This window comes from Pseudomonas baltica (assembly GCF_014235765.1).
GTDB classification, from domain to species: Bacteria; Pseudomonadota; Gammaproteobacteria; order Pseudomonadales; family Pseudomonadaceae; genus Aquipseudomonas; species Aquipseudomonas baltica.
The window spans coordinates 120242-140605 of the sequence record NZ_JACMYH010000002.1 but is presented as its reverse complement, the minus strand read 5'-3'; the positions used below and the strand labels follow the sequence as shown (position 1 = coordinate 140605).

Below are 20364 nucleotides of genomic sequence, written 5' to 3'. Positions count from 1 at the left end.
AAGAAAAAACCGCACGCCAACGAAGGCAGTGCGGTTTTCCATGACAAGCAACGGCGATTACAAAACGTTACGCCTGGTGGGCGGTGACGTAATCGATGGCAGCTTGAACAGTGGTGATTTTCTCGGCTTCTTCGTCAGGAATCTCGGTTTCGAATTCCTCTTCCAGAGCCATCACCAGCTCAACGGTGTCCAGGGAATCGGCACCCAGATCTTCAACGAAGGAAGAAGTGTTGTTGACCTCCTCCGCTTTGACGCCCAGTTGCTCGGCGACGATCTTCTTGACGCGTTCTTCGATGGTGCTCATACCTTGTTTTCACTCCTAATGGACATATGTCAGGCGGCTGGCCGGTACGTAAGTTTATAGAAGAAGCTCGGCTTTTCAAACTGAAAGCGTCACTGCGACCCCACGTAAGCCTGCCACCTAGAATTCGGATGCAGCTTTATAACGGATTTTGGATGCCGGGTAAGACATTTTTTTGAAGCAATCCGTCACATTTTCATTTACATGTACATGCCGCCGTTCACCGGGATTGTAGCCCCTGTGACGTAGGCTGCACCGTCGGAAGCCAGAAAACCGACCACTTTGGCGATTTCGTCGGCCTGACCCAGGCGACCCAGCGGAATCTGGCCCTGCAGCGCTTCGCGCTGTGCTTCGGGCAGTTCGCGGGTCATGTCGGTGTCGATGAAACCGGGCGCCACCGAGTTCACGGTGATTGCGCGCGAGCCGACTTCACGTGCCAGGGCACGACTGAAACCCTCGAGACCGGCCTTGGCCGCGGCGTAGTTTACTTGGCCGACGTTGCCCATTGCACCTACAACCGAACCAATGCTGATGATCCGGCCCCATCGCGCTTTGGTCATGCCACGCAATACGGCCTTGGACAGGCGGAACAGGCTGTTGAGGTTGGTATCGACCACATCGTGCCATTCGTCGTCTTTCATGCGCAGCATCAGGTTGTCGCGGGTGATGCCGGCGTTGTTGACCAGAATCGCCGGGGCGCCGAACTGCTCCTGGATCTTGGCCAGGGTGGCAGCCACCGACTCGTCACTGCACACGTTCAGCTCCAGGCCGGTGCCTTCGATGCCGTGCTCCTTGAGCGTGGCAGCAATGCGTGCGGCGCCGCTCTCGGAGGTAGCGGTGCCGATGACGGTGGCGCCCATGCGACCCAATTCCAGGGCAATCGCCTGGCCAATGCCACGGCTTGCGCCAGTGACCAGTGCAACTTTACCTTGCAGGCTCATGCAAGTTCTCCTTGATCAGGCTTGCGCCGCGCGGGTGGCGGCGAAGGCTTCGGGGGTGTTCAGGTTGTCGGTGCTCACGCCCTCGGCGCAGCGCTTGTTGAGGCCGGCCAGGACTTTGCCCGGCCCGCACTCGACCAGACGCGGCGCACCCTGGGCAGCCAGGTACTGCACGGTTTCAACCCAACGTACTGGCTTGTACAACTGCTCGAGCAGGTCGCGCTTGAGGGTGTCGAGATCGGCCGGCACGGCGGCGCTGACATTCTGCACGACCGGGATCTGCGGCGACTGCCAGTCGATGGCATTGACCGACTCGGCGAAACGCTCGGCAGCCGGTTTCATCAAGGCACAGTGCGACGGCACGCTGACCGGCAACGGCATGGCGCGCTTGGCGCCCTTGGCCTTGCACAGTTCGATGGCACGGGCAACGGCTTGCGCCGAACCGGCAATCACCACCTGGCCCGGAGAGTTGAAATTGACCGCGCTGACCACGTCGCCCTGGGCCGCTTCGGCGCAGGCTGCCAGCACATCGGCGTCTTCCAGGCCAAGAATGGCCGCCATGGCCCCCTGCCCGGCGGGAACCGCTTCCTGCATCAACTGGCCGCGACGCTCCACCAGCTTGACCGCATCGGCCAGGGACAGGCAGCCCGCGGCTACCAGCGCGCTGTATTCGCCCAGGCTGTGGCCGGCGACATAGGCCGGATGCTCGCCGCCCTCGGCCAACCACAGGCGCCACAGCGCGATGGAAGCGGCGAGAATGGCGGGTTGCGTCTTGTCGGTCTGATTGAGGCTTTCGACCGGGCCGTGCTGGACCAGCGCCCAGAGGTCATAGCCCAAGGCGTCGGACGCCTCCTTGAAGGTGTCCATGACCAGGGGGTACTGCGCACCCAGCTCGGCCAGCATGCCGAGCGACTGGGAGCCTTGCCCCGGGAAAACGAATGCGAGGGATGCAGACATTGAACAAGCCCTTGTATGATCTTGTTGCCGGAAAATTCGACGCCGGAAGCGTGTCCGGCGCACTGAACTGACAGTTGGATAACGTACACCTGCCAGTGGTCACATTTAAGCACCTCTGGCCGCGCACGCCTAAAGCAGCCTCTGCGCCAGCTGCCCATGCAGGCGTCGCGGCAGGTTTTCGCGAATCTCGTCGCGCGCCCGGTCTATCGCACACTGCAGCCCTTCCACGCCAGCGGCGCCATGGCTCTTGACCACGATGCCCTGCAGGCCGAGCAGACTTGCGCCGTTGTAGCGCGCAGGGGCCAGGTCGGCCTGCAGTCGCTTGAGCAACGGCAGAGCCAGCACGCCCGCGGCGCGCGCCATCAGGCTGCTGCGAAACAGCGCCTGCACGCGCTCGGCGAACATGCCGGCCAGGCCTTCGTTGGATTTGAGCAGGATATTGCCGACGAAGCCGTCGCACACCACCACATCGGCCTCGCCTCGAAACACGCCGTCGCCTTCGATGTAGCCGGTATAGTTCAGGCCCTGCGCCTTGCGCAACAGGCTGGCGGCAAGCTTGACCTGCTGGTTGCCCTTGATGTCCTCGGTGCCCACGTTGAGCAGCGCAACCCGCGGCCGCTCGACGCCCAGTGCCTGGGCCGCGACCGAGCCCATCACGGCGAACTGATACAGGTGCTCGGCACTGCAGTCGACATTGGCGCCCAGGTCCAGCAGCTGGCAGTACCCTCCCCGTGTCGGGATCGCGGCCATCATGGCCGGGCGGTCGATGCCCGGCAGGGTCTTCAGCAAGTGCCTGGACAAGGCCATCAGAGCCCCGGTGTTGCCGGCGCTGACCACCGCCTGGACCTGCTCGTCACGCAGCAGCTCGAGCGCCACACGCATCGACGAATCCGGCTTGCCGCGCAACGCCTGGGACGGGCGCTCGTCCATGCCGACCACTTCACCGGCGGCAGCGATGTGCAGGCGTGAGCGATCCATTGCCGGCTGGCTGGCAATCAGTTCTTCGAGGAGTTGAGGGTGACCGACGAGGGTCAGGTGCAGCGAGGGCGTAGCTGACAGGCAGGCAAGGCTGGCCTGAACAATGCTGCGGGGACCGAAGTCCCCGCCCATTGCATCAATCGCGATGGACTGAGCGGACAAGATTTACTCGTCAGCGCCCTTGTCGATCACTTTACGGCCACGGTATACGCCTTCTGGCGATACGTGGTGACGCAGGTGCACTTCACCGGTGGTCTTTTCGACCGACAGGGTGCTTGCCTCGAGTGCGTCGTGCGAACGGCGCATGTCACGGGCAGAGCGGGATTTTTTGTTCTGCTGAACAGCCATAATTGATTAACTCCTAAACGTTTGGGTCACGCTTTAACTGCGCCAATACACTGAACGGGTTGGACCGCGTTACCTCGTCCTCGCTCGGATCGGGATCATCTGCTCCCGCCGGCTGCTGGCATTCTTCCGGATGATGAGCAGGCACGATAGGCAAGGCGAGCAACAGCTCCTCCTCGACCAGCGCCTGCAGATCCAATGGATCTTCGCCCAGTTCCAGCACGTCATAACCTTTCGGTAACGACTGGGTGTTCGCACCCTCCTTCACCACGGCATAACTGCATTCGCTGTGGATCGGCAGGGTTACCAGCTCAAGACAACGCTGGCAAACCATCTTGACTTCGACGTCCAGGCAGCTGTGGATGACCACGGCCTTGCGTTCGTCTCGCTCGAAAATGAATTTGGCCTGCACCGTACCGACGGTGTCGGAAAGCGGGTCGCAGAGTCTCTCCAAATCGGCCAAGAGCAGCGAACCTTCTAGGGTTACGCCACGATCTGCCAATTTGCGCGGGTCAACGTGAGGTGGAATCGGGTCATTCAACATAGGCGCAGCATTCTAGGGACGACCCCCTCACCTGTCAAAGGAAATTCAGGCCCAAGTGCATGATAGAGTGGCCGTTCATCCACAGGAGCCTGCCATGCCTGCCCTGCTACTCGCTTCCAGCTCCCCCTACCGCCGTGAACTGCTGTCGCGGCTTCGCCTGCCGTTCACCTGCGCATCGCCCGACATCGACGAAAGTCACCTGCCAGACGAGCCGGCCTGCGCCCTGGTCAAACGCCTCGCCGAGCAGAAAGCCCGGGCGCTGGCCGCGCTGCATCCCGGGCATTTGATCATTGGTTCGGACCAGGTTGCGGTGCTCGCAGACAGGGTTCTGGGCAAGCCTGGCGGCTTCGCACAGGCGCGCGAGCAATTGCTGGCTGCCAGCGGCCGGTCCGTCACGTTTCTGACCGGGCTGGCGCTATTGAATGTGGTAAGCGGCGAGTGCCAGGTCGATGTGGTGCCGTTCACGGTGCACATGCGCCCGCTATCGGCCGCTGCCATCGAACGCTACCTGTTGGCAGAGCAGCCTTATGACTGCGCCGGCAGCTTCAAGGCCGAAGGGCTGGGTGTGACCCTGTTCCAGAGCACCGAAGGTGCGGATGCCACCAGCCTGGTTGGCCTGCCGCTGATTCGCCTGGTGGACATGCTGCTTGCAGAGGGTGTGCAACTGCCTTGAGCCTTGCGGGGGGGTGATTACTGCCCGCGAAGAGGCCATCGACAGCGCTGCAACGACTCAGCGCAGGCTCGGCCCCTGGAATCCCATCCACATCGCGATCTGATCGGCAACGCTGGCACCGAACTTCTTCGAGAAGCGGTCGAGCGGCGATTCCTTCACGGTGAAGTCGACCATGTCCTTGGCGCCGATCACGTCGCGGGCAACCATGCTGCTGCTGCCCAGCGCGTCGACCAGACCCAGTTGCAGTGCCTGCTCGCCCGACCAGATCAGCCCGGAAAACAATTCGGGATGCTCTTTGTCTTTGAGTCGGTCACCACGGCCGGCCTTGACGCTGTCGATGAACTGCCGGTGGGTGGTCGCCAGCACGCCCTTCCAGAACTCGGTCTCATCGGCACGCTGCGGCTGGAACGGATCCAGGAATGCCTTGTGCTCGCCCGAGGTATAGGCGCGGCGCTCGACGCCAAGCTTTTCCATGGTGCCGACGAAGCCGTAGCCGGCCGCCGTCACGCCAATGGAACCAACCAGGCTGGACTTGTCGGCGTAGATCTCATCCGCGGCGCTGGCGATGTAATAGGCGCCGGACGCACCCAGGTCGGCAATGACCGCGTAAACCTTGATGTCCGGGTGCTCACCGCGCAAGCGACGGATCTCGTCGAAGACGTAGCCGGACTGCACCGGACTGCCGCCAGGACTATTGATGCGCAAGATCACGCCCTTGACCTTGGTGTCTTCGAATGCACTGCGCAGGCTGCCGACGATATTGTCTGCGCTCGCGGCTTCCTTGTCGGCAATCACACCGCGCACGTCGATCACCGCGGTATAGCCGGACGCACTGCTGCTCGTGGCCTTTTCCATATCCAGCAGCGGCGAGAAGAGAAAGATCGCGCCGAACAGATAGATGAACGTCAGCAGCTTGAAGAAGATGCCCCAGCGGCGAGCGCGGCGCTGTTCCTGCACACTGGCCAGCAGGGTTTTTTCGAGCAGTCGCCAGCTTTTTTCATCACCTATGGGCGCGCTGTCTTCTTCACTGCGTGGAGCTTTCCATTGATCGGACATTCTCTACCTCTTGTTCAGGCTGATACGCGACGACTGTCGAGCCACGCGGGCAATTGGTCGAACGATTCGATGCACACCTGCGGTTCGTATTGGCGCAGCACATGCAGCGGCAGGGCGCCGTAACCAACGGCCACGCTGTGCATGCCGGCATTGCGCGCCATCAATAGATCGAACGAGGCATCGCCGACCATCAGCGAGCGCTCAGGCACCGCCCCGCAATGGCTCATGATCTGCTCAAGCATCAGAGGATGGGGCTTGCCGCGGGTTTCATCGGCAGCACGGGTGATGTCGAAAAAGTCTTCCCAGCCGTGCGCCTTGAGCACTCTATCCAGCCCACGGCGCGCTTTGCCGGTTGCCACGGCAAGGCGATAGCCCTGCTCGCGAAACCCGAGCAAGGCTTCGCGCACACCGGGAAACAGCGCAGACGGCGTGGCGTCCAGGGCCATGTAGGCATCGGCGTAATGCGCGCGCATGGCCAACACCTGCGCCTCGTCGAGCTGGGGATACAGCACGCCGATGGCTTCGGACAGGGCCAGGCCGATGATGCCCTTGACCGCTTCGTCACTGCACGGCGGGTAGCCGGACAGTGCCGCGGCGGCGTGCATGGCCTCGACGATCCGGCCTATGGAGTCGCACAGGGTGCCGTCCCAATCGAAGATCAACAGCGAGTAATCAGCTTGCACTCAGGCGCTCCACGGTCCGGGCCCAGACTTCGTCGACCGGCGCCTCGACCTTCAACTCACCGCCATCGGGCAGCGGCACCGTCAAGGCATAGGCGTGCAGGAACAGACGCTTGCCACCCAGCTCGCGAATCTCTTTGGAGAAGTTTTCGTCGCCGTACTTGGTGTCGCCGGCAATCTCGTGCCCGGCATGCAGGGCGTGTACGCGGATCTGATGGGTGCGCCCGGTGATCGGGCGCGCCTCGACGATGGTCGCGAAGTCGCCGAAGCGGCGCAGCACCTTGAACAGGGTCAGCGCTTCCTTGCCTTCTTCGTTGATCTCGACCATGCGCTCGCCCGAACGCAGGTTGCTCTTGAGCAGGGGCGCATTGACCTGCTTCTTGGCGGTCGCCCAATGCCCGCGCACCAACGCCATGTAGCGCTTGTCGACACCGTCGCCACGCAGCGCCGCGTGCAGGTGGCGCAGCATGGAGCGTTTCTTGGCGATCATCAGCAGCCCGGACGTGTCGCGATCCAGGCGATGCACCAGTTCGAGCTCCTTGGTGTCGGGGCGCAACTGGCGAAACGCTTCGATCACGCCGAAGCTCAGGCCGCTGCCGCCATGCACGGCAATGCCTGCCGGCTTGTTCAGCACGATCAAGGCCTTGTCTTCATAGACAATGGCATCTTCGAGCCGCTGCAGCAGCCCTTGCGCAACCGGCACGGGCGCGTCGCGCTCGGGCAGGCGCACCGGCGGCACGCGTACGATGTCGCCGGCCTGCAGCTTGTATTCCGGCTTGATGCGCCCCTTGTTCACCCGCACTTCGCCCTTGCGCAAGATGCGATAGATCAAGGTTTTCGGCACGCCCTTGAGCGCCGTAATGAGAAAGTTGTCTATGCGTTGGCCGGCAAGTTCCGGCGCAACCTCGATCAGCTGAACGCCGGAGGTTGGGGGAGTAGTAGTCGTCATGGCCGCGATCATAACAATTTTTTATGGATTTGAAGCACTTAATGATTGCTGCTATAGTCGCGAACGCCGCCATAAGCGGCTGGGCAGCGGACAAGCGGTTATGAACCGGCCCTGACCGACGCAATTCTCGAGGACGCGAGGCCGTCCTACGGGGCTTTTGCCAGTTACGGAGTGTTTGAGGGCAACGCCGCGCAGGTGCGAGAAAACCGATGAAAGCCCAGGAACCCCGGCATACCGGACACCTTCCTGCCTTTTGTTCGACGCCACTTACGCTTTGCAGTCGTCCTTACCCAGTTCAGGTACAAGCTTCGGAAACCCAATGCCTTAGTCATACAGGGCGAACTTTACGAATTGAAGTTCGCGATATTGCCAACCCGTTGCGGATTCAGCGCGCGGCAGCACCCGAATTATCAGGGATACGTGTAGGGTGGAGATGCACAACCGTCGGACCGTGTAGTACCGCGTCACGGCAGGAAGCAGCCTCAGGCACTTCTGCCATGCCGGTCTTGAACAAGACGCTCAAGGGCGTCCACGCCAGACGATTGATTCCTCCTCCTGACTGAGTGCTTTTGACACCACAGCAAGCAGGACGCGTCGTCGCGGTTCCGCCCCTGTTGGGCAGAAATCGCTGGACACTGCAGTGGCCTAGGCCCTGTTGACGCACCTGACACCGACCGTGAGAAGTCGTGTGTGCCGAACGCCGTTTCCGGCAGCCCGGAAACCGACGGTACTACATGAAAAGAATGCTGATCAACGCAACTCAACCCGAAGAGTTGCGTGTTGCCCTTGTAGACGGCCAGCGCCTCTACGACCTGGACATCGAGTCAGGCGCCCGCGAGCAGAAGAAGGCCAACATCTATAAAGGCCGCATCACTCGCATCGAACCCAGCCTTGAAGCCGCCTTCGTCGACTTCGGCTCGGAACGCCACGGCTTCCTGCCCCTCAAGGAAATCTCCCGCGAGTACTTCAAGAAAAACCCCGAAGGCCGCGTCAACATCAAGGAAGTCCTGAGCGAAGGCCAGGAAGTCATCGTCCAGGTCGAGAAGGAAGAGCGCGGCAACAAGGGCGCTGCCCTGACCACGTTCATCAGCCTTGCCGGTCGCTACCTGGTACTGATGCCCAACAATCCGCGCGCCGGTGGCATTTCCCGTCGCATCGAGGGTGAAGAGCGCAACGAACTGCGCGAAGCACTCAATGGCCTGGTCGCTCCTGCCGACATGGGCCTGATCGTTCGCACGGCCGGCCTTGGCCGCAGCAGCGAAGAGATGCAGTGGGACCTGGACTACCTGCTGCAGCTGTGGACCGCGATCAAGGAAGCCTCGCTGGACCGCTCCGCACCTTTCCTGATCTACCAGGAAAGCAACGTCATCATCCGCGCGATCCGCGACTACCTGCGCCAGGACATCGGCGAAGTGCTGATCGACAGCGTCGAAGCCCAGGACGAAGCCCTGACCTTCATCCGCCAGGTGATGCCGCAGTACGCCAGCAAGATCAAGCTGTACGAAGACAGCGTGCCGTTGTTCAACCGTTTCCAGATCGAGAGCCAGATCGAAACCGCTTTCCAGCGTGTGGTCGAGCTGCCTTCCGGCGGTTCGATCGTCATCGATCCGACCGAGGCACTGGTGTCCATCGACATCAACTCGGCGCGCGCCACCAAAGGCAGCGACATCGAAGAAACCGCCCTGCAGACCAACCTCGAAGCCGCTGAAGAGATCGCTCGCCAGTTGCGCCTGCGCGACATCGGCGGCCTGATCGTCATCGACTTCATCGACATGACGCCGGCCAAGAACCAGCGCGCCGTGGAAGACAAGGTCCGCGAGTCGCTGGAAGCCGACCGCGCTCGTGTACAAGTGGGCCGCATTTCCCGCTTCGGCCTGCTGGAAATGTCCCGTCAGCGCCTGCGTCCCTCGCTGGGCGAGAGCAGCGGCATCGTCTGCCCGCGCTGCAGCGGCACCGGCATCATTCGCGACGTCGAATCGCTGTCGCTGGCCATCCTGCGCCTGATCGAAGAAGAAGCCCTGAAGGACCGCACTGCCGAAGTCCGCGCCCAGGTGCCGATTCCGGTCGCAGCGTTCCTGCTCAACGAAAAACGCAACTCCATCACCAAGATCGAACTGCGCACTCGTGCGCGCATCGTGATCCTGCCGAACGATCACCTGGAAACGCCGCACTTCGAAGTACAGCGCCTGCGTGACGACAGCCCGGAAGCGCAGAACAGCCAATCCAGCTACGAAATCGCCGCTGCCGAAGTGGAAGAAGTGCTGCCGGTTGCCGCCACGCGCACCCTGGTCCGCCAGGAAGCCGCAGTGAAAACCGCGCCGACCCGCGCCGCTGCGCCGGTCGTAGCCGAAGAAGCTGCCCCCGTGGCTGCGGCAGCGCCTGCCCCCACTCCTGCTCCGCAGATCGCCGAACCCAGCCTGTTCAAGGGCTTGGTCAAGTCGCTGGTAAGCCTCTTCGCCACCAAGGAAGCGCCTGCTGCACCTGTGGTCGTCGAGAAGCCCGCTGCCACCACCACCGAGCGCCCGGCGCGCGAAGAGCGTCGCAACGGTCGCCAGCAGAGCCGCAACCGCAGCAGCGGTCGCCGCGACGAAGAACGCAAGCCACGCGAGGATCGCGCACCGCGTGAAGATCGCGCTGCCCGCGAAGACGCACCTGCCGCCCGTGAAGAGCGCCCTGCCCGCGCACCGCGTGAGGAACGCCAGCCGCGCGCACCACGTGAAGACCGTCGCCCACGCAATGGTGGCGACAACGCTCCACGCGTCCGTGAACTGCGTGAGCCGCTGGACGCTCCAGCCGCACGCGAAGAACGCCCGGCCCGCGAAGAGCGCGCGCCACGTGAAGAACGTGTCGTCCGCGAGGAACGTGCTCCGCGCGAAGAACGTGCGCCCCGCGAAGAGCGTCCGGCCCGCGAAGAACGTGCACCGCGCGAAGAGCGGCCGGCCCGTGAAGAACGCCAGCCCCGCGCTGCGCGCGAGGAGCGTGTCGATCATCCGGAAAACCCGGCGGAGACCGAAGTCGACAATGCCGAAGAGGCACTGACCAACGAGGAACTGCTGCAGGACGACAACCAGGACAGCAACGACGGCGATCGTCCGCGTCGCCGCTCCCGTGGTCAGCGTCGTCGCAGCAACCGCCGCGAACGTCAACGCGATGCCAACGGCGACGTGATCGAGGGCTCGGAAGAGTCGAACGAATCGACCATCGAAGGCGAGTCGAACGGTGCAGCCCTGGCTGCCGGCGTTGCCGTCACCGCAGCGGTTGCGGAAGGCGCCATCAGCGCCGCCGCCGAAGCCCAGGCCCACGAGCAGGCCGAACAGGCCAATCGCAGCGTGCAGCCTGCCACCGTCGAAGACACCGCCGTCGAAAGCGAAAGCCTGGCTGCACCGGAGATCGTCGCCACCGCGCCGACCGCCGAAGCGGCTGTTGAAGTGCCGGTAGACACTGCAGCAATTGCTCCGGCCCAGGCCCACAGCGAGCCCGAAGTCGAACGGCCTGCCACGGTCTCGGCGCCCGACAGCTGGGCTGCGCCTGCCAACGAAAGCGCCGCACCGGTAGTCGAGCAGCAGCCCGTCACCGAAGCAGCCAAGCCTGCCGAGGCCGTCGAAGCCGTCGAGCCTGCGCAGGAGCACGTCGCCGAGCCGGTGGAACTGACGCCTCCGTTCGACGCCACGCCAACGCCGGTCAGCCAACCTGGCGCCGACGTCGAAGTGGACGCACCGGTGGTGGTCGATCCTGCACAGGTCAGCGAGCCGACGCCTCAGCCTCGCGCTGCCGAGCCTGCCGCAGACGCACCGTGGTTGCCTGCCGAGCCTGCCTTGCACCACATCAGCGAACCGGCTGGCGCGGAACCAGTAGCCGCCGAGCCGGTAGTGGTCGAACCGGCTGCCGTCCTGCCGGTCGTCGAGCCGTTGCAGGCAAGCGAGCCTGCAACAGTCGTGGAGCCCGAGCCTGCTCAGGAAGTCGAACCGGCGCCGGCCCTGCCAAGCAATGGTCGTGCACCCAACGACCCACGTGAAGTGCGTCGTCGCAAGCGCGAAGCCGAGGAAGCGGCGAAAGTCGCTGCCTCGAAGCCCGACACTGAGGTATCCAGCGCCGCTGTCGCGCAAGATACCCAGGACGAGCCCAAGCCACTGGTGTAATCAGCCCGTGTGAATCAGCCCCCGTCGTGCAAGCGCCGGGGGCTTTTTCTTGCCGTTGGTGCAGGAATTCGGCCTGATTCGAACCTTAATGCATTTTAAGCGTTGACAGCCTTTCAACTATCTGTAGAATGCGCCTCCACAGACGCGGGATGGAGCAGTCTGGTAGCTCGTCGGGCTCATAACCCGAAGGTCGTCGGTTCAAATCCGGCTCCCGCAACCAAACATCGGAAGGGCCACTCTATAAACGGGTGGCCTTTTTCGTATGCGCTCGATAAAGCCCTCCGCCACGGCAACACGCCCTGCAACCCAGCAATGTGAAAGTTGCTTTACAGTTCGCCACGCGTCGGTCACCGGTCGTGCGCAGGCGCTAGAATGGCGCGAATTATTTTTTCCACAGGGATTGGTACTTTGACGGGATCCCGGCATCCTGTTGCGCACAATCCAAGAGGTGATTGATGCGCTCTGACTTGTCCGATTCAACCGCTGTGGAACTCCCCCCCGCCGCTGCCACTGCCAGTCCGATCAAGCCTGCGCGTGCCCGCTGGCTCGATCTGCTGAGCCGCTACCGGCAACCGGTGGGGCTGGCCGTTACCCTGTTGCTGTTCGCCATCGCGCTATTGGCCTGTCGGCACCTGCTCAGCGAGCTGGACATCTACGCCTTGCACGACTCGGTCCTGGCCACTCCGCCTGCCGCTTTGGGCGGGGCGCTGCTGGCCATGGTCTGCGGGTTCATCATCCTGCTGGGCTACGAATGGTCGGCCAGCCGCTATGCCAACGTCACCCTCCCCGCACGCACCCTGGCCCTGGGGGGGTTCACCTCGTTCGCCATCGGCAATGCCATTGGCCTGTCGATGCTGTCCGGCGGTTCGGTGCGTTATCGGCTGTACTCGCGACTGGGCGTGGGCGCCGGCGAAGTTGCGCGCATGACCCTGTTCGCCAGCCTTTCGCTGGGTTGCGCCCTGCCGCCGCTCGCTGCGGTGGCCACCCTCAGCAGCCTGCCCGCCGCTTCCATGGCCCTGGGGCTGTCACAGGGGCTGCTGGGGATGATTGCCGCAGTCGTGCTGGTACTGACCGCGCTGCTGGTACTGGGCGTCTATCGACGGCGCCTGGCCGAGCAGCCGCTGCCTCACAATCTGTTGGTGCGAGCGGGACGTCGCACGCTGCGACTGCCCAGCGCACGCCTGACACTGCTGCAACTGGTCATCACCGCCCTGGACGTGGTGGCCGCAGCCACCGTGCTGTATCTGTTGCTGCCCGAAGCGCCGCCGTTCGGCGCTTTCGTGCTGATCTACCTGCTGGCGCTTGCCGCAGGCGTACTCAGCCACGTGCCTGGCGGGGTCGGCGTGTTCGAAGCGATCCTGCTGGCGGCGTTCGCCGATACCCTGGGCGCCGCGCCGCTCGCTGCGGCCCTGCTGCTGTATCGCCTGATCTATGTAGTGCTGCCAATGCTGGTGGCGTGCGTGGTGCTGCTGGCCAACGAAGCGCGCCGCCTGTTTTTCGCCCAGCAGGCGATTCGCGTGGCTTCCGGGCTGGCGGCGCCGATATTGGCGGTGCTGGTGTTCCTCTCCGGCGTGGTGCTGCTGTTTTCCGGCGCTACGCCTGAGATCGACACCCGCCTGCAGGACCTGGGCTTCCTCATTCCGCATCGCCTCATCGACGCCTCGCACCTGGGCGCAAGCCTGGTGGGCGTGCTGTGCCTGCTGCTGGCCCAAGGGTTGCGCCGACGCCTGTCGGCGGCCTGGGTATTGACCATGGTGCTGCTGCTGGCGGGCGCTGTGCTGTCGCTGCTCAAGGGCTTCGACTGGGAAGAAGCGTCGTTGCTGTGCATGACCGCACTGCTGCTCGCGGTGTTCAAGCGCTCGTTCTACCGACCCAGTCGCCTGCTGGAGTTGCCGTTTTCACCGCTGTACCTGATCGCCAGCGTGTGCGTGGTGGGCGCCTCGATCTGGTTGCTGTTCTTTGCTTACCAGGATGTGCCCTACAGCACCAAGCTGTGGTGGCAGTTCGCACTGGATGCCGATGCCCCCCGCGGCCTTCGCTCGGCCCTGGGCAGCGCGGTACTGTTGATCGTGGTCGCCCTGACCTGGCTGCTGCGCACCGCACGCCCGGTGATCCACCTGCCCACACCCGATGAACTGCAGCGCGCTGCAACCATCCTCAAGGCGTCGCACCAGCCCGATGGTGGCCTGGCCCTGACCGGCGACAAGGCGCTGCTGTTCCACCCCAAGGACGAGGCGTTTCTGATGTACGCCCGCCGCGGGCGCAGCCTGGTGGCGCTGTACGACCCCATCGGCCCGACCCAGCCGCGTGCCGAAATGATCTGGCAGTTTCGCGACCTGTGCGACTTTCACCACGCCCGCCCGGTGTTCTATCAGGTCAGGGCAGAGAACCTGCCGTTCTACATGGACATTGGCCTGACCGCGATCAAGCTGGGTGAAGAGGCTCGGGTCGACTTGCACGCTTTCGATCTGGAAGCCAAGGGCAAGGAGATGAAGGATCTGCGCTACACCTGGAATCGCGGCGGCCGCGACGGCCTGTCCCTGGAGATCTACGAGCCCGGCCAGGCACCGCTGGACGAGCTCAAGGTCATTTCCGACGCCTGGCTCAGTGGCAAGAACGTGCGCGAGAAGGGGTTTTCCCTGGGTCGCTTCAGCCCGGAATACCTGAACCATTTTCGTATCGCGATCGTCCATTTCGAGGGCAAGCCGGTGGCGTTCGCCAACCTGCTGGAAACCGACAGCAGGGAGCTGGCCAGCCTGGACCTGATGCGCGCGCATCCCCAGGCGCCCAAATTGACCATGGAATTCATGATGGTAGGCTTGATCCAGCACTACAAGAAACACGGTTACGCTCGCTTCAGCCTGGGCATGGTGCCGCTGTCGGGCCTGCAGCCTCGGCGCGGCGCACCTCTGACCCAGCGCCTGGGTTCGATGGTCTTCAACCGTGGCGAGCAGCTGTACAACTTCCAGGGCTTGCGTCGCTTCAAGGACAAGTTCCAGCCGACCTGGGAGCCTCGTTACATGGCCGTGCCGGCAGGCCTTGACCCGCTGGTCGCACTGGCCGATACCGCCGCCCTCATTGCAGGTGGCCTGACAGGATTGGTGAAACGCTGATGATTCGACGTAACTGGCGCAAGTTGTTCGCCTTGATCGTGGTACTGCTGCTGGCGGTAGCCGGTTATTACTGGTGGGCCACCCGCCCTGTTCCTGCAGCGCAGCTCAGCGCCCAGCGCCTGAGCAACGGCAGCGATGCCCGCGAAGTCGTACCCGGCACTCGGACCAAGTCGCGAGTGGCGATTGCACTGCCTGCTGCCGAAGCCTTGACCGACAAGCAGTTGCTGGACCTGAGCCGGGATGCCTCGGCGCACATCGTCCAGGTGATCCTGCCGGAAACCGACTGCGGCCTGCAGCAGGCCGCCCTGGACGCTGCCATCAAGCGTCTCGACGGCGCACCGGACCTGGTGGCTGGCATAGGTCCGGGTGCGTCGCTGGCCTGGCGCTGGTTGGCCACCCAGGACAATGACAAGGCTCAGGCAGTCTCGGTGGACCTGAGCGTGGAGAAACCGGACGGCTGTCTGCCGGAGTTGCCGAAGAAAGCCGAGCATGGCCAGTGGATGGTTGCCTGGAATGACAACCCCGACGATGCCAGTGCGGCGTTCGTGCGTGACCAGCCCAATGCGCAGACTGTCATCAGCGACTACGACGTGAAGCTGCCGCAGGTGCTGAAGAACCAGATCACCGCCATCCTGGTCGGCACCGAAGGCACCCATCTGGCCATCCCGGTGGTCGAGGTGCCCGCCGCGCAGAGCAACGAGACCGTCAGCCTGTTCCTCTCCGGCGACGGCGGCTGGCGCGACCTCGACAAGGCGGTTGCCGGCGACATGGCGACGATGGGCTACCCGACCGTGGGTATCGATACCCTGCGCTACTACTGGGAACACAAGACGCCCGAGCAGAGTGCCGACGACCTGGTCGAGCTGATGCACTTCTACCGGCAGAAGTGGGGCGCAAAACGCTTCGTGCTGACCGGTTATTCGTTCGGTGCCGACGTGCTCCCGGCCATCTATAACCGCCTGCCCGCCGAGGCACAGGACAGCGTCAGCGCTATCATCCTGTTGGCGTTCGCCCGCAGTGGCAGCTTCGAGATCGAAGTCGAGGGTTGGCTCGGCAACGCTGGCAAGGAGGCCCCCACCGGGCCGGAAATGGCCAAGCTGCCGGCCGCCAAGGTTGTTTGCGTGTATGGCGAAGAAGAGGCCGACGAAAGCGGCTGTACCGAGCCGACTGCAGTAGGCGAGAAGCTCAAGCTGCCGGGTGGCCACCATTTCGACGAGAATTACCCGGCGCTGGCCAAGCGCCTGGTGCTGCAGATCGACAAGCGTACCGGCTCGAACTGATCGGGCTGTAAAAGCAAAGCCCCGGACCTGCGCAGGTACCGGGGCTTTTTTTTGTGCGGCCTACACCGAACCTACATCTCCACCTGCGTACCGAGTTCGATCACCCGGTTCACCGGCAGCTTGAAGAAGCGCAGGTTGCCATTGGCATTCTTCAGCATGAAGGCGAACAACTGCTCGCGCCAGCGCGCCATGCCGGCCAACTTGGAAGCGATCACCGTCTCGCGGCTGAGGAAATAGGTGGTGCGCATCGGGCTGAAGTCCAGCTCCGGCAGATCGCACAGGGCCAGGGCGCCGGGCACGTCCGGTTCGTCCATGAAGCCGTAATGCAGAATGACCCGGAAGAACCCTTCGCCATAGCTCTGCACCTCGAACCGCCGTGCAATGGGCACCCTCGGTGTGTCTTCGTTGACCACCGTCAACAGCACCACCTGCTCATGCAACACCTGGTTGTGCAGCAGGTTGTGCAACAACGCGTGGGGCACGGCATCGGAACGTGCAGTAAGGAACACCGCCGTGCCCTGGACGCGATGCGGCGGCTGTACGCTGATGCTGCCGATGAAGATCGGCAGCGGCAACCCGCCCTCGTCGATCCGTTCGACCAGCAGTTGCTTGCCGCGCTTCCAGGTGGTCATGAGGATGAACAACACGGTTCCCGCCAGCACCGGGAACGCACCGCCCTGAATGATCTTCGGCACGTTGGCGGCGAAGAACAGGCCATCGACCAGAAGGCAACCCAGCAGGACCGGGACGGCCAGCACCGGCGGCCACTTCCACAGCAGCAGCATCACGGCCGACACCAGGATGGTGGTCATCAACATGGTCCCGGTGACGGCGACGCCATAGGCCGAGGCCAGCGCACCGGAGGATTCGAAACCGATCACCAGCAGCACCACGCCAACCATCAACGCCCAGTTCACCGCGCCGATATAGATCTGCCCCTGCTCGCTGCTCGAGGTGTGCTGGATGTGCATGCGCGGGATGTAGCCCAGCTGGATGGCCTGCTGGGTCAGGGAGAAAGCGCCGGAGATCACCGCCTGCGATGCGATCACGGTGGCCAGGGTGGACAGTGCCACCAGCGGCACCAGGGCCCAGCCTGGCGCCAGCAGGAAAAACGGATTGCGCGCCGCCTCGGGGTTTTCCAGCAACAGGCCGCCCTGCCCGAAGTAGTTCAGCACCAGGGCAGGCAGCACCAGAATGAACCAGGCACGGGCAATCGGCTTGCGGCCAAAATGCCCCATGTCGGCATACAGCGCCTCGGCGCCGGTCAGTGCCAGCACCACGGCGCCGAGGATCGCCACACCCATGCCGGGGTGAACGATGAAGAAGCGCACTGCCCAGACCGGATTGAACGCCTTGAGCACTTCGGGGTGCTGGTATACCCCGTAGGCACCCAGCAGCCCCAGCACCAGGAACCACACCACCATCACCGGCCCGAACAGCTTGCCGATGCGTTGTGTACCGTGCTTCTGGATCAGGAACAGCGCCACCAGTACCACCAGCGCCATCGGCACCACCCAACGCTCCAGGCCATCGAACGCCAGTTCCATGCCCTCGATGGCCGAAAGCACCGACACCGCCGGGGTGATCATGCTGTCGCCGTAGAACAGCGCGGCACCGGCCAGCCCGCACACCACCATCAAGGCACGCAGCCTAGGCAGCGAGGCGGTGGCACGCGTCGCCAACGCCGTCAGGGCCATGATGCCGCCTTCGCCCTGGTTGTCGGCGCGCAACACGAACAGCATGTACTTGATCGAGACGACCCAGATCAGCGACCAGAAAATCAGCGAGAGGATGCCCAGCACCCCGTCGTGGGAAATGGGCACGCCATAGCCCCCGGAAAAGACTTCCTTGAGCGTGTACAACGGGCTGGTGCCGATGTCGCCATAAACGACACCGACCGCTGCCACCAGCATGCCGATCGGTCGGGCCGCCGAATGTCCGCCATTGCCGTTACTGCTTGCCTGAACCATCGACCACTCCCGCACCCGTGATTTGTAACGCCATGTGGCGAGATGCGGCGAAGCATAGCGCAGCACTCGTCGCAATTCCTCGCATAATGCTGGTCAAGCGACCCGGCCATCGCTAGAATTGCGCACTTTTTGATCAGAGGCGTACCCAGCGCCCACCTGTGTGGCCCACGAGGCCCTATCGATACCGAGGTTAGCCATGTCCACCACTCCTTCGTCGGCCGCTCCAAAGGTCGGCTTCGTCTCGCTGGGTTGCCCCAAGGCCCTGGTCGATTCCGAGCGAATCCTGACTCAGTTGCGCATGGAAGGTTACCAGGTGGTGTCCACCTACGAAGACGCCGACGTGGTGGTCGTCAACACCTGTGGTTTCATCGACACCGCCAAGGCCGAGTCCCTGGAAGTGATCGGCGAAGCGCTCAAGGAGAACGGCAAGGTCATCGTCACCGGCTGCATGGGCGTGGAAGAGAATGCCATTCGCAAGGTGCACCCCAGCGTGCTGTCGGTCACCGGCCCGCAGCAGTACGAGCAGGTGGTCAACGCGGTGCACCAGGTGGTGCCGCCTCGGCATGACCACAACCCGCTGATCGACCTGGTACCGCCACAGGGCATCAAGCTGACGCCGCGTCACTACGCCTACCTGAAAATTTCAGAAGGCTGCAACCACAGCTGCAGCTTCTGCATCATCCCCTCGATGCGCGGCAAGCTGGTCAGCCGTCCGGTGGGCGATGTGCTGAGCGAGGCCGAGCGCCTGGTCAAGGCCGGGGTCAAGGAAGTGCTGGTCATCTCCCAGGACACCAGTGCCTATGGGGTGGACGTGAAGTACAAGACCGACTTCTGGAACGGTCGCCCGGTCAAGACACGCATGCTCGAATTGTGCGAAGCCCTGAGCACACTGGGCGTCTGGGTGCGCCTGCACTACGTGTACCCCTACCCCAACGTCGACGACATCATCCCGCTGATGGCCGCCGGCAAGATCCTGCCGTACCTGGACATCCCCTTCCAGCACGCCAGCCCGAAAGTGCTCAAGGCCATGAAACGCCCGGCCTTCGAAGACAAGACCCTGGCGCGGATCAAGAAGTGGCGCGAGCAGTGCCCGGACCTGATCATCCGTTCGACCTTCATCGTCGGCTTCCCCGGCGAGACCGAAGAAGACTTCCAGTACCTGCTGGACTGGCTGAGCGAGGCGCAACTGGACCGCGTTGGCTGCTTCCAGTATTCGCCGGTCGAGGGCGCGCCTGCCAACCTGCTGGACGCTGCCATCGTCCCCGACGACGTGAAGCAGGACCGTTGGGACCGCTTCATGGCGCACCAGCAGGCCATCAGTGCCGCACGCCTGCAGATGCGCATCGGCAAGCGCGTGGAAGTGCTGATCGATGAAGTCGAGGAACAGGGTGCGGTGGGCCGTTGCTTCTTCGACGCCCCGGAAATCGACGGCAACGTGTTCATCGACGATGCCACCCACCTCAAACCGGGCGACAAGGTCTGGTGCACCATCGTCGATGCCGACGAATACGATCTGTGGGCCGAACTGGCCTGATTCGAGCTGCCCTGGCTCGACAGGCAAGACGGCGGCGACCGGCCCGGTTCGCCGCCACGCCAGCCGCAGGCGCTAGACGCCGGGCAATCTGCGCGGGCTTAACCGCCTCCAGGCAGTTACACTAGCGCCCTTTCCTTGCTACGGCCGCAGTCATGTCTGAACCCACTCGTCTTTCCAAACGCCTCATCGAACTGGTCGGGTGTTCCCGCCGCGAGGCCGAACTCTTCATCGAAGGCGGCTGGGTGTCCGTTGACGGCGTGGTGGTCGACGAACCGCAGTTCAAGGTGGACGCACAGAAGGTCGAGCTCGATCCTCAGGCCAAGGCCGAAGCACCGGAGCCGGTGACCCTGTTGCTGCACCAGGCACCGGGACAGAGTGCCGAAGACGCGCTGGCTACGCTCAACGCCCAGACCCTGTCCAGCGAGCACGGCTTCGGCAAGCGTCCGCTCAAGGGGCACTTCCTGCGCCTGAGCTGCGCGGCCGAGCTGCCTGCCAATGCCAGCGGCCTGCAGATCTTCACCCAGGACTGGAAGACCCTGCGCAAGCTGACCGCCGATGCGGCCAAGATCGAACAGGAATACGTGGTGGAAATCACCGGCGAGATCAGCCCCCACGGCCTCAACCGCCTCAATCATGGCGCGATGTACAAGGGCAAGGCGCTGCCGGCGGTGAAAGCCAGCTGGCAGAACGAGACACGCCTGCGCTTCGCCTTGAAGAACCCGGCACCCGGGGTGCTGCAGCAACTGTGCGCCAGTGTCGGTCTGACGATCGTCTCGATCCGCCGCATTCGCGTGGGCGGTGTGTCGATGGGCAAGCTGCCCCTGGGCCAGTGGCGCTACCTGACGACCAAGGAAAAATTCTGAACCCTCTCTTTTTCCGGCGCTGCCTGGGCAGCGTCGTTCAACCA

Annotated in this window: 16 protein-coding genes and 1 tRNA gene; 7 read left to right on the top strand and 10 right to left on the bottom strand. The window is 63.4% G+C overall.

The annotated features are described in order from the left end of the window. Window positions 1-67 precede the first annotated feature (67 nt). The 6 genes from acpP to H7993_RS10060 all read right to left on the bottom strand — a co-directional run bounded on the left by acpP (window position 68) and on the right by H7993_RS10060 (window position 4063). Window positions 68-304 (bottom strand): acyl carrier protein, encoded by a 237-nt coding sequence (acpP, locus tag H7993_RS10085; protein WP_043185221.1) that lies wholly within the window; start codon window positions 302-304, stop codon window positions 68-70. Window positions 305-501: 197 nt separating this feature from the next. Next, complete coding sequence (gene fabG, locus H7993_RS10080) at window positions 502-1242, bottom strand: 3-oxoacyl-ACP reductase FabG (RefSeq protein WP_122476491.1); 741 nt, start codon at window positions 1240-1242, stop codon at window positions 502-504. 15 nt (window positions 1243-1257) lie between these two features. Next, window positions 1258-2196, bottom strand: a complete 939-nt coding sequence (gene fabD / locus H7993_RS10075; protein ID WP_185794286.1) for an ACP S-malonyltransferase — start codon at window positions 2194-2196, stop codon at window positions 1258-1260. A 129-nt stretch (window positions 2197-2325) separates the two neighbouring features. Next, window positions 2326-3336: a phosphate acyltransferase PlsX gene (gene plsX, locus H7993_RS10070; RefSeq protein WP_185794285.1), complete on the bottom strand. Its 1011-nt coding sequence runs from the start codon at window positions 3334-3336 to the stop codon at window positions 2326-2328. A gap of 3 nt (window positions 3337-3339) precedes the next feature. Continuing rightward, window positions 3340-3522: a 50S ribosomal protein L32 gene (gene rpmF, locus H7993_RS10065; protein WP_003179396.1), complete on the bottom strand. Its 183-nt coding sequence runs from the start codon at window positions 3520-3522 to the stop codon at window positions 3340-3342. A 13-nt stretch (window positions 3523-3535) separates the two neighbouring features. Continuing rightward, window positions 3536-4063: a YceD family protein gene (locus tag H7993_RS10060; protein ID WP_122476496.1), complete on the bottom strand. Its 528-nt coding sequence runs from the start codon at window positions 4061-4063 to the stop codon at window positions 3536-3538. Window positions 4064-4157: 94 nt separating this feature from the next. Here H7993_RS10060 and H7993_RS10055 point away from each other — a divergent pair, with 94 nt between their 5' ends. Beyond that, window positions 4158-4736 (top strand): Maf family protein, encoded by a 579-nt coding sequence (locus H7993_RS10055; protein ID WP_185794284.1) that lies wholly within the window; start codon window positions 4158-4160, stop codon window positions 4734-4736. A 57-nt stretch (window positions 4737-4793) separates the two neighbouring features. Here the strand turns inward: H7993_RS10055 and H7993_RS10050 are convergent, their stop codons facing one another. From H7993_RS10050 to rluC, 3 genes are read right to left on the bottom strand one after another with little or no spacing between them, the layout of a single operon-like run. Continuing rightward, window positions 4794-5792 carry a S49 family peptidase gene (locus H7993_RS10050; protein WP_122476500.1) on the bottom strand — a complete coding sequence of 333 codons (999 nt, stop codon included), beginning with the start codon at window positions 5790-5792 and terminating at the stop codon, window positions 4794-4796. A 14-nt stretch (window positions 5793-5806) separates the two neighbouring features. Beyond that, a complete protein-coding gene (locus H7993_RS10045; RefSeq protein WP_185794283.1) occupies window positions 5807-6475 on the bottom strand; it encodes an HAD-IA family hydrolase in 669 nt (222 codons plus the stop codon). Continuing rightward, entirely contained in the window at window positions 6465-7421 is a 957-nt protein-coding gene (gene rluC, locus H7993_RS10040) for a 23S rRNA pseudouridine(955/2504/2580) synthase RluC (protein ID WP_122476782.1), read from the bottom strand. The genes H7993_RS10045 and rluC overlap by 11 nt, the downstream gene beginning before the upstream one ends. Before the next feature lie 734 nt (window positions 7422-8155). Here rluC and rne point away from each other — a divergent pair. From rne to H7993_RS10020, 4 genes are all read left to right on the top strand, one after another. Next, on the top strand, window positions 8156-11560 hold the full coding sequence (gene rne / locus H7993_RS10035) for a ribonuclease E (protein WP_483312747.1): 3405 nt from the start codon (window positions 8156-8158) through the stop codon (window positions 11558-11560). A 143-nt stretch (window positions 11561-11703) separates the two neighbouring features. Then, window positions 11704-11780 (top strand) — tRNA-Met (locus tag H7993_RS10030). 235 nt (window positions 11781-12015) lie between these two features. Beyond that, a complete protein-coding gene (gene mprF / locus H7993_RS10025) occupies window positions 12016-14673 on the top strand; it encodes a bifunctional lysylphosphatidylglycerol flippase/synthetase MprF (protein ID WP_185794282.1) in 2658 nt (885 codons plus the stop codon). Continuing rightward, window positions 14673-15953 (top strand): virulence factor family protein, encoded by a 1281-nt coding sequence (locus tag H7993_RS10020; RefSeq protein ID WP_185794281.1) that lies wholly within the window; start codon window positions 14673-14675, stop codon window positions 15951-15953. Before mprF ends, H7993_RS10020 begins: the two co-directional genes overlap by 1 nt. 71 nt (window positions 15954-16024) lie before the next feature. Here the strand turns inward: H7993_RS10020 and H7993_RS10015 are convergent, their stop codons facing one another. Further along, the gene (locus tag H7993_RS10015) at window positions 16025-17923 is read right to left on the bottom strand and encodes a potassium transporter Kup (RefSeq protein ID WP_122476508.1); all 1899 of its coding nucleotides are present in this window, start codon (window positions 17921-17923) and stop codon (window positions 16025-16027) included. 196 nt (window positions 17924-18119) lie between these two features. Here H7993_RS10015 and rimO point away from each other — a divergent pair, with 196 nt between their 5' ends. Continuing rightward, a complete protein-coding gene (rimO, locus tag H7993_RS10010) occupies window positions 18120-19457 on the top strand; it encodes a 30S ribosomal protein S12 methylthiotransferase RimO (RefSeq protein WP_122476509.1) in 1338 nt (445 codons plus the stop codon). Between the two features lie 152 nt (window positions 19458-19609). Next, complete coding sequence (locus tag H7993_RS10005) at window positions 19610-20320, top strand: rRNA pseudouridine synthase (protein WP_185794280.1); 711 nt, start codon at window positions 19610-19612, stop codon at window positions 20318-20320. Window positions 20321-20364: the final 44 nt, after the last annotated feature.